A 13,331-nucleotide genomic window follows, 5' to 3' on the forward strand; every position below is an offset into this window, starting at 1 on the left:
TTTCTAGTGTAAACCTAAATGACGAGAAATCAAGTGCAATGTGAATAAAGTTTATTCAAAAACTCGGCATAATAGACTATGGTATTCGATCAAATGTAATGATGTGTAGCCTAAGCATTTCACTTTAAAACAAAGAGAAATAAAGATTGTTAACAGATTAATTTGATATATATGTTAAGTTGACAATTTTAAAACAAGGTTATAGTCTGTAACGTAGGTTCTTTTGAGGAAGAGCATAACGAGAATTTGAATGTGTCTGTAATGATGATATCTATTATAGTACGGGAACAGTTTTTCTTCATTACGTTCCTGTACTTGGACATAACCGGAAGGGAATATGGTGTACTTTTTATCGAGTGCTGTCATACCGGGGTTGAAGCAGATGAAATCATAGTATGGTATACGGACTGCTGACGCGGACGATACTTTTACTAACAATCGCCAGGTTATGACGGGTCGAAAGAGCTTTAGAAATAGAACGGAGGAGAAATATAATAGAAGAGTATTGGCAGTTCATACGTAAAAAGATTGATTGGCCGGTGTTTATATGTAGTGGAGGAGTATTGTTGGCATTTGTGTTGTTTTCACTTTTTAAAGTGGAAGCGGTAAATGCATTTGTGAATAAGGGGTTTGAATTATCTATTCGCTACTTTGGAGCTTATTGGCAGTTCTTAATGATTGCGACTTTCGTAGTCGGAGCAGTTTTAGCCATATCCAAGTACGGAAAAGTACGTTTAGGAGATTCTCAAAAACCTGAAATGAGTTATTTTAAGTGGGTAGCAGTTATTTTGACTACTGGACTTGGAGCGGGAGGAGTTTTTTGGGCGGCAGCAGAGCCTATGTATTACTTTTTGGACGTCCCTCCCATGCATAAAGGAATCACAGGGGGGACAGAAGAAGCAATCGGTCCTGCACTAGCCCAAAGTTATATGTCATGGGGGTTTACTGCATGGTCAGTGTATGGAGCGATCAGTGCAATCATACTGATTTATGCGCACAAGCATAAAGGTATGCCTTTGAAACCCCGCACTCTCCTGTATCCTATTTTGAAAGAAAAAATCTTGACAAGTAAATGGGGCACAGCGGCAGACGTGTTTTGTATAATCGGAGCTGCGGCAGGAACGATTGGTCCGATCGGCTTCCTTGGTTTACAAGTTAGCTATGGGCTCAGTTCTATTTTCGGAATTCCCGACCAATTTACTACACAGCTCGCTGTCATCGTTATTTTGACTGGAGTTGTTCTAGTTTCCACACTTACCGGCATCAATAGAGGAATTCAATTTTTAAGTAAGCTGAATGTCAATATGGTAGCAGTAATCGCTGTATTTCTATTATTGCTCGGGCCGGGGCTATTCATCATCAACTCTTTCCTGACTTCTTATGGAACGTATGTCAGTGAATTTATTACTATCAGTACATTTCGCGGGGACAATGCGTGGCTTGGCTCATGGATGTTATTTTTCTTCGGTTGGTTTATCGGATTTGGGCCGTTAGTGGCGCTATTCGTAGCGAGGATCTCCAATGGAAGAAAGATCAGAGAGATATTTGTTGTAGTCGCCATTATTGCACCCGTTGTAGCCAATCTTTGGTTCACAATTCTAGGAGGAAGCGGTATATTCTATGAGTTGAAAAATGCGGGGTCTGTGAGTGAACCGTTAACTGAAGGCGGCTTACCCAGTGCAATTATTGCCATAGCAGAGCAGATGCCACTTGGAACTATCATGCCGTCTGTTTTCTTGATACTAACCACTTTGTTTGTGGTGACTACGGTGGATTCCATGTCTTACTCAATTTCAATGGCCGTAACAGGTGAGGGAAATCCACCAAAATTAATTCGTGTATTTTGGGTTATTATCATGGCGGCAATTGCCACGATACTTATAAAGATTGGCGGGGGTGGAATTGGAGCGTTACAGTCCTTTGTAGTCATCGCGGCCGTCCCGGTATCCATTCTATTACTTCCTGTTATTTGGTATGCTCCTAAGGTAGCCAAAGAGTTAGCAGTTGAGCAAGGGATAGTCAAAAGTAAGTAATGCATGTAATAAATAAAGTTTTGTTGTATCAATAAAAGAGCCCCTCATTTCTTGCTTGCCATGTACGGACAAGCAGGCGATGGGGGGCTCCGCTATTTAATTGGAAATCATTCATTGATAATAGTAAGTACTTCCTCTATGTCCTTCCTATTCTCAGCATCAGGAATATGGGCAGGGTAGCCAATCATCAATGTCCCAACAATTTTTTCGTCTGGTGCTACATCGATTGCATCTTTAAATATAGGATCGTGCGTCCAATCATTAGTACGCCAGATCATACCGATACCGCGTTCCCACGCAGCGAGTTGGAAGTTCTGAACCATTGCGGAAATTGCTGCATAGTCTTCATCCCATCGTTTTTTACGGGAATCTTCCGGCATAATGACGACTAAGTGAAGTGGAATGTCACGGAAATATGCTGCTTTGTTTTTAGCTTTGTCTGGTAAGGTACCGTCTCGTTCCTGTGAAGCTAGAAACGCTTCCACAAACTTTTCCTTGCCAGCGCCTGAGTATAACTGAAAACGCCATGGTTGAGTCAATTTATGGTTAGGTGCCCACTTTGCAACATTCAGTAATTCGATCACTTCATCTATATCAACTGGATCTGTTTTGAATTTCTTAATGGAGCGTCTGCCTATGATCGACTTTTCTACTTCGTTTTTCCCTACATAGCTCATAATGTAAAACTCCTTTAACTAAATAGAATCATTCTAAATGAAAATCATTATCAACTACTATCGTATCATAAAAAACCCCGGGAGAGCAAAGGATGCTCTTCCGGGGTAATGATGATCTTATTTCAAATAATAAATAGGGGAGCCAGGTCCGAGATCAATTCCTAGCAACATCCAAATAATTAACGTTGCGCTCCAGAATAGTAAGAAGAACATGGAATAAGGGAACATAACGGAAACGAGCGTTCCAATCCCCATTTTCTTATCGTACTTCTGCGCAAACGCAATAATGATCGCAAAATAAGTCATAAGCGGTGAAATAATATTGGTTGAAGAATCTGCTACACGATATGCCATTTGCGTCAGTTCAGGGGAATAGCCGAGCTGCATCATTATTGGCACGAAGACGGGTGCCATCATGGCCCATTTCGCAGATGCACTACCGATGAACAAGTTGATGAATGCTGCAATTAGGATGAACATCAGTAACAACGGAATCCCCGTTAAATTAATACTATCAAGGAAGTTTGCACCGTAGACACCTAACACTAAGCCCATGTTGGACTCTGAGAAAAATGCAACGAACTGACTTGCCGTGAAGGATAAGACGATAAACATTCCCATTGCAGACATCGTCGTGGACATCATAGCGGCTACATCTTTGTCGTTACGAATCAGTTTCGTTACTCTACCGTAGACAAGACCCGGCACAAAGAACAAGAACGCAATGATCGGCACAAGCGATTTCATGAATGGTGATTTAATGATTGGCATATCTGCTTCATCCCCACGCAATGGAGCACCAGGGAATACGACAAGAAGCGCAACCAACGCTCCTGCAACAATGACAGAAACACCTGCCAAAATCAAACCTTTCTTTTCAAGACGAGTTAGCTTTTCAACTTTCTCACGGAATTCACCGTTATATTCGCCAAGACGTGGCTCGACAATTTTTTCTGTGACCCACGCACCAACGAATGTCAGAACGATAACTGAAAATGCGATGAAGTAGTAGTTCATGGCAATATTCATACCTTCTGCATATTCGGGATTGATGATCGCTGCTGACATGATCGTCAATTCGCCAAGTAATGCATCGGTACCAGAAAGTAACAAGTTTGCACTAAATCCACCGGAGACCCCGGCAAAGGCAGCTGCTAGACCCGCAAGAGGGTGTCTACCAAGTGCTGCAAACAATACCGCACCTAGTGGCGGTAGGACAACATAGCCCGCGTCAGACGCCACACTCGACATAACGCCTGCAAACACTAATCCAAGCGTGATCATTCGTTTTGGAACAGACATTACAAAGCCGCGAAGTAACGCGCTGATCAATCCTGACCCTTCCGCAACACCAATTCCAAGCATCGTGATGAGTACGACGCCAAGCGGAGCGAACCCGATGAAGTTATCGGTCATATTCGTAATGATGTAATGAATACCTTCACTACTTAGTAAGTTATTTACTTCAATCATTTCGCCTTCTTTACCCGGATGTTCTGCACTAACTCCGAAGTAAGAGACTACTGCTGAGATGACGATTACCAACAAAGCCAAAACAGCAAATAACGTAACCGGATGTGGTAATCGGTTACCAGTTTTCTCAATCATATCCAAAAACTTTTGGAAAAATCCTTTTTTCTGTTGATCCATGATAATCTCCTCCCACTTGAAAAATACTATTCAATACATCACGAAAAAGTATAAATTTTTCAGATATTATCAAGTATATAGAAGAACTCATTACAGGGAAATGCTTTATTGAAATAATTAAATTGGAAGATAGTTGCGACTCTTGCGAGGAGGGTGAATAGTATAAAAACGAAAGAAAAAACCTACCAAATAAAATAATAGGTAGGCGTGTGCTAATCATTTAGTATAACTTCACATTAGTTACCAATATCCTACAAGTAAGTAAAATAGATGCTTTCTTGCTTGCGAAGCAGGAACCATAATTAGTAGCGATAACTTTATCGGCCCTTCCAAAGACTGTGGCAACAATTTATTTTAGTGGCCTTTCCTTAAATCCACGCTTAAAAATTTCTTGTACATTATTGATTGTAACGTATGCATCTTCATCTACCTGTTCCAAAATACGTCGCAATTGAACAATTTCAGCTTGGTTGATAATAATATATAAAATCGCTTGTTTCTCGAGCGTATAGCCGCCACGTCCATCGAGAATCGTCACACCTCTGCCCATCGTAGTGAGTAATTCTTGTCGAATGTCTTCTTGGTGTTTCGAAATGATCATCACAGCTTTTCGATCATCTGCCCCGTCGACGATTTTGTCGATCACTTTTGCACCCACGTAAACAGCAACGAGTGTAAACATTGCTTTTTCTTTACCGATTACAAAAGCCGATAATAAGATGACAGAAATGTCGATGACTAACATTGCTTTCCCGACGCTCCAGCCGAGCCATTGCTGAAGCATCCGTGCCACTGTAGTCGCACCTCCAGAAGTACCGCCAACACGAAAGATCATTCCGAGACCACCACCAACAAATAAACCAGCAAACAACGCAGCCAGTAATGTATCGCTACCTAACTGTTCTCCCCAATTCTTCGTCAGCTCAAGGAAAATGGATGAGAATATGATAGTGATGACCGTATAGAGAATCGTCCGTTTACTGAAGAATTTGTACCCGATTGCAACAAGTGCTAAGTTGATGATGAAGCTGACAAGTCCAGGTGACCATTCGAATAAATAGTATGTAATAATAGTAATCCCGATGACGCCGCCTTCAGATAGCATATTCGGAATCGCAAAGTAGTTAATACCAATTGCGAATAGGAATGACCCTAAAATCAAAGTGGTGTAATCAAGTAGTCTTCGTTCCATTCAATCCCCTCTTTCTAAAAGCGGCATTTTCGTATAGTGCTTTTGTATTCTTGTGGCACTACTACTGCAACAGTACTTTACCTGTTGTTCTCCCTATCAAAACGTATAAAGTAACCAGTTCTGATTGATTCTTTGGATTTTCAGTCAGCGTCAATAAAAATTCCTTTAATGACTGGTACATTTTCATCGTCTTTACCATCATACGTACCATAAACGGAAACTTCGAAGCCTTCCATAATATCCGTACGTTCTCCTAGTCGGATATCTTTTACATATACAAATTTATCCGACGATTCGACCGCTTTGCTTTCCACGGTAAACGTATCTTCGTTAATAGCCGTTACAATTCCAAGAAACTTCACTTTGGAATTGACGGGTACTTCATCATCAGCGAATGCAGCATACTCTCGTTCTACCGTATCTGCTTTTAAACCTTCTTCCACTTCGTCACTTGCTTGTTCTATCGGTGCTGTCTCTTCTGCTGGCTTCGTTGATTCAACTGATTCTTTTGGCTCTTCATTGCTACAAGCTGCTAATACCGCAACAGTTATCATCATGGCAAATAGTTTTTTCAAGAAAAATCGCCTCCATTAGTAATCATAAGGAACTTTTGCAAAAAAGAAAACCTTTGTCTTTGATTAGAGTCATAAAAAAGATTACGAGAATAGACTAGATTCAAATGATTAATATAAATAGAAAGGATGGAGGAGTGAACAAGCTATTTACAAAGTCTTCCGTAGCGTTGGCAGTTTTAGTAATGATCTGGGGGATTAGCTGGCCGATTTACAAACTATCTATCGTGTATGCACCGCCACTATTATTCTCGGGAATGCGTGCGTTGCTTGGCGGTTGTTTAATTGCATTGCTGATTATAAAACTGCGTGACAGATTGCAATGGCGTCAACATTGGCGGAAGTATTGTATTTCAGCTTTGTTCAACACCGTCCTGTTTTTCGGATTGCATACGATTGGACTTCACTATTTACCAGGCGGGTTATTCTCTGTACTCGTATATTTCCAGCCGGTTCTTCTCGGGTTATTTGCTTGGATGTGGCTGGATGAAAGAATGACTCCAATTAAAGTAACGGGCCTGTTAATTGGATTCATCGGAATTATTGTAGTGAGTGTTGAGCACTTCACTACTCATATTTCCATACTGGGTGTGCTATTAGGTGTACTGACAGCTTTCTTTTGGGCAATTGGCGTCGCGTATGTGAAGAAAGTAAGTGGAGAAATCGATGCGTATTGGATGGTTGCGATGCAATTTACTATAGGAGGTGTGGTGCTACTTGTACTCAGTACCATTACAGAGAGTTGGTCTGCAATAGAGTGGCATCCAATGTATTTATTCGGGCTTGGATTTGGCGCAACGCTGGGAATTCCTGTTGCCTATATCATTTATTATTCGCTGATTCGTGCGGGAGAGGCAAGCAAGGTGGCTGTCTTTACCTTTTTAGTCCCCGTCATTTCTGTATTTATCAGTACAGTATTTGTCGGTGAACCGATGACGCATACATTATGGGTAGGCTTGTTGTTAGTCGTTGTCAGTATTTGCTTTGTTAATTATCAAAAGAAGGTTCCTGTTACATTGATCGATAATAATGATTAGGAGTATTGAAGAAAAAGAAGAGTTACTGCTCCAATAGTTCAAACCTCATAAAACAATCAAAAATTGACGTAATACCTTTTATTGGTACAGTGTCGACTCATTCAAAATAGGTTGAGTTTATAGGGATTTGCTGAATTCCTATGTGCTATCTTTTATCTTTTCAAATCCGAAGTATAGTACAATATGATAGAAAATATGTCTGCTATAACAGTTCGTAAAGGGAGATGGCTATCATTTCTACGGAAAAGGAAACAATCATTATGGATGAACTGATGAAACAAATTGTTTCAAAGACTATCGCATATGGGGAAAGATTGCCCTCTGAAAACATTCTGGCAAAAACACATAATGTACCCAGGATAACTGCTAGGAATGCATTAACAAAGTTAGAGGAACGGGGTTTTATTTATTTAAAACAAGGCAAAGGACGGTTTCTAAAAGAGCAGGCAATACAAATTCAGCTGTCTTTAACTGCGGGGACGAGTTTTACTGAAAAGATGAAGGCTTTAGGGTATGAATTGGAAACCCGCACGATAGATTGTGAAAAAATAACGTACGACGAACATATGTATCAAGTATTGGAAACGAAGAAATCAGACGCTATTTACAAAATAGGAAGATTGCGTTTGATTGACGGTGAGCCAATTGCTATTCATTATTCTTTTGTCAGCGAGACGACTATACCGCGTATTAAAGAAGATGGCTTCGATATCCAATCAATGTTTGGCTATTATCGGAAACTTGGCTATGGAGAATTTAACAGCCGCAAATCCCTGCTAAGCATCACATTTCCAACTGCTGGCGAGCAACAATTGTTATCTTGCAAAAGCATGGTCCCGCTCATAATGGTTGAAAGCGACTGTGTGGACCAGAAAACTGGTAAGGTGCTTGAATATACTAAAGTGCTATATCGCAGCGATAAGTTCAAATATGATATTACAATGAATTCATAAACAAGCAAAGGTCTCTCCACCTTGCTTGTTTTTTTATGTCCAATTGTAAAGGATGTTTACAATATACTAACCGTATCTTAAAACTCACCAACTTGGCGACAAGTTACTATTAATTTATAGAAAAGGAGGGAGCACATATGAAAAGAAGAAAAAGAACGGAAATTCTTATTCAAGAAAGAGGCCATCTTGCAAAAGTATTTGCTGAAACCATAACGGCTGCATATGAGTGTCGTGAAATTACAGCGCCTCAATATGGAATGACGATGATCAAAATGCGTGAAACGGCTAAGAATTCCTTGTTCTATATGGGTGAAGTCCTGGTAACGGAAGTAAAAGTGGAAATTGCCAATCGCATCGGCATCGGCATTGTCGCGGGGATGGAAGAGGAGCTTGCTAAGCATTTGGCAATCATCGATGCAGCGTATAAAGCCGAGTTGCCTGAAACGTCTCTATGGGAACCCCAGTTGATTGCTGCTGAGGATGAAATCAGAAAAGAAAAAGCAAGACGACAAGCAGAATTAATCGGTACAAAAGTCAATTTTGAAACGATGGAAATATAAATACTTACTTGAAACAAAGTAGACAGGAGAGAGAGTATGGCGATTGATAAAGTACATGATTTGCAATATGTCTATCGTAAATTACTGCATAGTATGTCACGACCTGGCACGATTTCATCCATTACTGAACCGATGAAACGAATGGATTATTCTATTCCGTGCAGTGAAGCTTTACTTTTAACTGCCATGGCATTATTGGATGGAGAGGCCACTTTCCATATTATATCCAATGAACACCAAGAGCTAATAGAAAAGATATCGGAATATACGTCTGCTAAATATGCAGCCATTCATGAAGCTGATTTTGTCATAGTCCTTTACGAAGACAATGAGCAAGAGATACAACAGGCTATGGAACGTTGTAAAATCGGTTCTCTCATCGATCCACAGCAATCTTCCACTTGGCTTGTTGAAAGTCCTGTTTTACAAAATGATGGTCAAACGGTTTTAAAAGGTCCGGGTATTCAAACGGAAGTGCTCTTGCAAACAGGATTTCTAGAAGTATTATGGCAAGCACGAAATCAGCGAACGAAAGAATTTCCGATGGGAATCGACTTGATTTTTATAGATCAAGATTCACAAATTGCTTGCGTACCCAGAACAACGGCAGTGGCATGTAAGGAGGTGGGATAAGTGGGTTATGTTCCTGTAAAAGGAGGCACAGAGGCGATAGAGGCTTCTATCAAACGAGTGAAATTTGAACGACTCAAAGGGGAATCCATCCTTGAAATAGAAACTATTTTGTCGACGATGAGAGCTTTGGTTGATCAAGTCATGTCGGAAAGTAGTTTATATTCACCGCAATTGGCGGCATTGGCGATCAAGCAAGCAGAGGGAAGCATGGAAGAAGCAGTATTCCTTATGCGTGCCCACCGATCTACCTTGCCGAGATTGTATTACAGCCAGTCAGTTGAAACAGAAGCGATGTTTGTAGAACGAAGAATTTCTGCAAGCTTTAAAGATATACCAGGCGGTCAATTATTGGGTGCCACGTATGACTATACACATCGGCTTTTAGATTTTGATTTGATCAATGAAAAAAAAGCTGATAATACGCATTGGCTGCACAGCTATGCTAAAGAACTTCAAGAGGTGAAAGTGGAAGAAACGATTGAACGCTATCCGAAAGTTGTAGAGTACCTTCGTAAAGAAGGATTGTTTGAACAATATGAAATGGATAATACAGAACCTGAAGATATTACGAAAAGAAGTTTGGAATTTCCGGCAAGCCGCAGTGCGAGACTGCAAGTCCTGACCCGCGGACAAACAGGTGCGCTCACTTCTTTGGCATATGCCTCGTTGCGTGGATATGGAGAAGTCCATCCTACTGTAGGTGAAGTGCGTGTAGGTTCACTACCGATTTACGTTAAGCATCCGAACGAGGAAGATGGTTCAGCGGACGAAGAGTTTTATATCGGTGACATTCAAGTAACCGAAGTAGAATCGTTTGTGCCCGTCAATGTGAAAAAAGAACACAATGAAGACGAACTGGAATTTGAGATTGGGTATGGGATTTGTTATGGACAAAATGAAACCAAAACGATTGCAATGAGTATTCTCGATCAATGTCTAGAACACCTAAATGATGAATTTCCAACGCATGATGAAGAATTTGTACTGCTTCACATTGATTCAGTGGAATCCAGTGGGTTTATTTCCCACTTGAAGCTACCACATTACGTGACGTTCCAATCTAAATTAGACAGTATTCGGCAAGTGAAGAAAGGGGTGCAGGTCAATGAAGGCTAACACGCATTTTGCTTTTTTTGATGAAGGTTCAAAAAAAGAAATTCGTCGCGCTACTCTAAAAGCTGTAGCGATTCCAGGCTATCAAGTGCCATTTGCTTCTAGGGAAATGCCCATTGCACGAGGCTGGGGAACAGGTGGTTTGCAGCTTACACTTTCGCTTATTGGCCAAACAGATGTGCTGAAAGTGATCGACCAAGGCTCTGATGAATCGGTCAATGCAGTGAGTATCAAAAAGCTAGTTCAAGATACAACGGGTGTACAACTGACAGAGTGTACAGAGCAAGCGGACATCATTCAATCAAGGCACCGGATTCCGGAATGTTCATTGACGAAAGAGCAAATTCTTGTGTTACAAGTACCGATACCAGAACCTCTGCGTGCCATTGAAGCTAGAGAGTATGTGACAAAATGTATGCACGCAGAAGATGATTATAGTGGTGCATGGCTGATGTTGTTCGAGCAAATTATGAAGTATGGAAAAACGGCGACAACTGCTGATCATCCCGTGTCCGTTCACGATCGTTATGTCATGGCGCCAAGCCCGATTCCAAGATTCGACAACCCAAAAATGAATCATTCTGAAGCATTGATCCTTCTGGGAGCAGGAAGAGAAAAGAAAATATATGCTGTACCGCCATATACATCCGTCAAATCGTTAGCTTTTGATGATTATCCATTTACTGTCGAATCTTTTGAAGGAGCTCATTGTCATTTATGTGGAGCAGTAGATGTTTTCCTGGATGAACTCATAGATCACGAAAAGAGTGAAACGATTTATCAGTGCAACGATTCGGCTTATTGTATAGAACAATTAAATAAACAAGAGAAAGTCGAGGTGGAAAGCACATATGCATGAAACTCCGATTTTACAGGTTAAGAATTTGCGTAAGCAATATGGCGCGGGCTGTCTTGTATGCCGAGATATACAGCAAAATAGTTTGGAGAAAAATTACTGTAAAAATTGTGGAACAGTTTTTGCCGTGCGAGACGTCTCTTTAGATCTTTATCGTGGAGAAATTTTGGGGATTGTTGGAGAAAGTGGAAGCGGCAAATCGACGATGATGCAGTGCTTATATTTTGATACCGACATCACATCCGGAGCGGCATACATTAACCGACCGGGGAAAGAAAATGAAAATGTTTTTGAATTATCCTCTCAGCAAAAGCGGTTGATTCGAAATCATGATTATGGCATGGTGTATCAAAATCCCGTCCACGGGCTGAAGATGAACTTTTCATCGATTGGCAATATAGCGGAAAAATTAATTGCGGCAGGAAATCGAAATGTGTCGGATATGGAGGCCACAGGAAAAAGGTTGCTTACGAATGTTCATATTCCGTTGCATCGCATGAAAGAGGAACCTGAAAATTTTTCGGGTGGGATGCAGCAACGCGTACAAATTGCTAAAGCGTTATCGAATAACCCACCTATTTTGTTTTTGGATGAAGTAACAACTGGGCTAGACTTGTCGGTGCAAGCAAATGTACTAGATTTAATCAAAAAAATCCAAAGAGAACTACAAATCAGCATGATCGTGGTGTCACATGATTTGGCAGTGATTCGGATGCTGGCTGACCGTACTATTGTCATGTTAAACGGCGAAATAATTGAAGAAGGTTTGACAGATCAAGTTTTAGAAGACCCACAACATGCGTATACACAACAACTGGTGTACTCATTACTATAGGAGGAGCTGCTGATATGTATGTAATCCACAATGGGAATATCATAACGGAAAATGAAATACTTGAAGGTTTTGCGGTTGTTGTAGAAGGAGAATTCATTCAAGATATCATCCCCCAGGAAGACGTTATGAAATTTCCTGAAGCTAACCGGATAGATGCCGGCGGCGGATTTATTTCTCCGGGGTTTATTGACATTCATTCTGATTATATTGAAACCATTGCATCGCCAAGACCTTCTTGCATGATGGATTTCGATTTAAGTTTGCGAGAGGCTGAAAAAATTTTGATCAGTCACGGGATTACGACTATGTTTCACTCCCTGTCCTTTTATGGGGAAGACGTCTTTACAAAGAAAACGATGCACCATCCAAAGAATATCCAGCGTATGATCGATGCCATCCATTCCACACATAGGAATTTGCACTTGATCCGTCATCGTTTACATGCACGATTTGAGATTGACAATATGGATGGTGTGGCGAGTCTTGTGCAGAATATAGAAGATGACAAAGTACATTTGCTCTCTTTTATGGATCATACGCCGGGACAAGGGCAATATCGTAATTTAGAAGTGTACCGTGAAACATTAAAAGGATACCGCGATCTATCGGATTCAGACATCAATGTGCTGATCGCGGAAAGACAAACAACAGAGTCTCTAACGACTGAAAACATTAAGGGAATAGCAGAGATTGCTGCGAAGAAAGGTATTGCCATTGCCTCTCATGATGATGACAATACTCAAAAACTCGAATTAGTGAAAACCTTTGGTACGACCATTAGCGAATTTCCGATTACGTTAGAAGTTGCGAAGAAAGCGAAAGAACTTGGCTTGCATACGATTGCGGGTGCTCCCAATGTTTTACTCGGTGGTTCACATTCTGGCAATTTATCTGCAACAGAAGCAATTCGTCACGGTTGTGTAGATATTTTATGCAGTGACTATTATCCAGCGGGTCTCTTGCATGCGGTCTTTGCATTGCATGAGCAATATGGCAACGATCTGCACAAAATGTTCTTGATGGTTACATTGAATCCGGCGAAAGCAGTTCGAATAGATGATGAATTGGGATCCATTAAAATTGGGAAGAAAGCCGACCTGCTAGTCATTGAGAGAATGGATGACGGTTATCCGATGTTGACGACGACAATGGTAAACGGAAAGCTAATTACGAAAACAAATTACCGCACAAACTAATGTAATTGGAGAGGAGCATCATCG

13 protein-coding genes are annotated in these 13,331 nt (G+C 40.9%); 9 read left to right on the top strand and 4 right to left on the bottom strand.

What is annotated here, in order from left to right; translation table 11 throughout:
* Nucleotides 1–491: 491 nt before the first annotated feature.
* The gene (locus CSV73_RS13065) at nt 492–2,033 is read left to right on the top strand and encodes a BCCT family transporter (RefSeq protein WP_199093108.1); all 1,542 of its coding nucleotides are present in this window, start codon (nt 492–494) and stop codon (nt 2,031–2,033) included.
* 107 nt (nt 2,034–2,140) lie between these two features.
* On the opposite strand, the gene CSV73_RS13070 is transcribed toward CSV73_RS13065, so the two are convergent.
* The 4 genes from CSV73_RS13070 to CSV73_RS13085 form a co-directional block, all read right to left on the bottom strand.
* Nucleotides 2,141–2,710 (bottom strand): nitroreductase family protein, encoded by a 570-nt coding sequence (locus tag CSV73_RS13070; RefSeq protein WP_099627818.1) that lies wholly within the window; start codon nt 2,708–2,710, stop codon nt 2,141–2,143.
* A 117-nt stretch (nt 2,711–2,827) separates the two neighbouring features.
* Nucleotides 2,828–4,360 carry an AbgT family transporter gene (locus CSV73_RS13075; protein WP_085132371.1) on the bottom strand — a complete coding sequence of 511 codons (1,533 nt, stop codon included), beginning with the start codon at nt 4,358–4,360 and terminating at the stop codon, nt 2,828–2,830.
* Nucleotides 4,361–4,709: 349 nt separating this feature from the next.
* Nucleotides 4,710–5,552, bottom strand: coding sequence for a YitT family protein (locus CSV73_RS13080; RefSeq protein WP_085132372.1), 843 nt, complete (start codon nt 5,550–5,552; stop codon nt 4,710–4,712).
* A 140-nt stretch (nt 5,553–5,692) separates the two neighbouring features.
* On the bottom strand, nt 5,693–6,127 hold the full coding sequence (locus CSV73_RS13085; RefSeq protein WP_099627819.1) for a hypothetical protein: 435 nt from the start codon (nt 6,125–6,127) through the stop codon (nt 5,693–5,695).
* 134 nt (nt 6,128–6,261) lie between these two features.
* On the opposite strand from CSV73_RS13085, the gene CSV73_RS13090 reads away from it, so the two are divergent.
* From CSV73_RS13090 to phnM, 8 genes are all read left to right on the top strand, one after another.
* Nucleotides 6,262–7,161 (top strand): DMT family transporter, encoded by a 900-nt coding sequence (locus CSV73_RS13090; protein WP_099627820.1) that lies wholly within the window; start codon nt 6,262–6,264, stop codon nt 7,159–7,161.
* A gap of 260 nt (nt 7,162–7,421) precedes the next feature.
* A complete protein-coding gene (locus CSV73_RS13095; protein ID WP_099627821.1) occupies nt 7,422–8,114 on the top strand; it encodes a GntR family transcriptional regulator in 693 nt (230 codons plus the stop codon).
* Between the two features lie 137 nt (nt 8,115–8,251).
* Nucleotides 8,252–8,674, top strand: coding sequence for a phosphonate C-P lyase system protein PhnG (gene phnG / locus CSV73_RS13100; RefSeq protein WP_099627822.1), 423 nt, complete (start codon nt 8,252–8,254; stop codon nt 8,672–8,674).
* 36 nt (nt 8,675–8,710) lie between these two features.
* The gene (phnH, locus tag CSV73_RS13105) at nt 8,711–9,307 is read left to right on the top strand and encodes a phosphonate C-P lyase system protein PhnH (protein WP_099627823.1); all 597 of its coding nucleotides are present in this window, start codon (nt 8,711–8,713) and stop codon (nt 9,305–9,307) included.
* On the top strand, nt 9,308–10,423 hold the full coding sequence (locus CSV73_RS13110) for a carbon-phosphorus lyase complex subunit PhnI (protein ID WP_099627824.1): 1,116 nt from the start codon (nt 9,308–9,310) through the stop codon (nt 10,421–10,423). It abuts the gene before it with no gap.
* Complete coding sequence (locus CSV73_RS13115) at nt 10,413–11,279, top strand: alpha-D-ribose 1-methylphosphonate 5-phosphate C-P-lyase PhnJ (protein ID WP_085132379.1); 867 nt, start codon at nt 10,413–10,415, stop codon at nt 11,277–11,279. The genes CSV73_RS13110 and CSV73_RS13115 overlap by 11 nt, the downstream gene beginning before the upstream one ends.
* Entirely contained in the window at nt 11,272–12,111 is an 840-nt protein-coding gene (locus tag CSV73_RS13120; RefSeq protein ID WP_099627825.1) for an ATP-binding cassette domain-containing protein, read from the top strand. The genes CSV73_RS13115 and CSV73_RS13120 overlap by 8 nt, the downstream gene beginning before the upstream one ends.
* A 14-nt stretch (nt 12,112–12,125) precedes the next feature.
* Nucleotides 12,126–13,307 (top strand): phosphonate metabolism protein PhnM, encoded by a 1,182-nt coding sequence (gene phnM / locus CSV73_RS13125; RefSeq protein ID WP_099627826.1) that lies wholly within the window; start codon nt 12,126–12,128, stop codon nt 13,305–13,307.
* The last annotated feature ends 24 nt before the right edge of the window (nt 13,308–13,331 follow it).

The organism is Sporosarcina sp. P1 (assembly GCF_002743155.1).
In the GTDB taxonomy this organism is placed as follows: Bacteria; Bacillota; Bacilli; order Bacillales_A; family Planococcaceae; genus Sporosarcina; species Sporosarcina ureae_B.

Excerpts from the sequence above, each read along its gene's own strand:
- CSV73_RS13115 (WP_085132379.1), top strand. The coding sequence starts at position 10,413 with ATGAAGGCTAACACGCATTTTGCTTTTTTTGATGAAGGTTCAAAAAAA.
- CSV73_RS13120 (WP_099627825.1), top strand. The coding sequence starts at position 11,272 with ATGCATGAAACTCCGATTTTACAGGTTAAGAATTTGCGTAAGCAATAT.
- phnH (WP_099627823.1), top strand. The coding sequence starts at position 8,711 with ATGGCGATTGATAAAGTACATGATTTGCAATATGTCTATCGTAAATTA.
- phnM (WP_099627826.1), top strand. The coding sequence starts at position 12,126 with ATGTATGTAATCCACAATGGGAATATCATAACGGAAAATGAAATACTT.
- CSV73_RS13070 (WP_099627818.1), bottom strand. The coding sequence starts at position 2,710 with ATGAGCTATGTAGGGAAAAACGAAGTAGAAAAGTCGATCATAGGCAGA.
- CSV73_RS13095 (WP_099627821.1), top strand. The coding sequence starts at position 7,422 with ATGGATGAACTGATGAAACAAATTGTTTCAAAGACTATCGCATATGGG.
- CSV73_RS13075 (WP_085132371.1), bottom strand. The coding sequence starts at position 4,360 with ATGGATCAACAGAAAAAAGGATTTTTCCAAAAGTTTTTGGATATGATT.
- phnG (WP_099627822.1), top strand. The coding sequence starts at position 8,252 with ATGAAAAGAAGAAAAAGAACGGAAATTCTTATTCAAGAAAGAGGCCAT.
- CSV73_RS13080 (WP_085132372.1), bottom strand. The coding sequence starts at position 5,552 with ATGGAACGAAGACTACTTGATTACACCACTTTGATTTTAGGGTCATTC.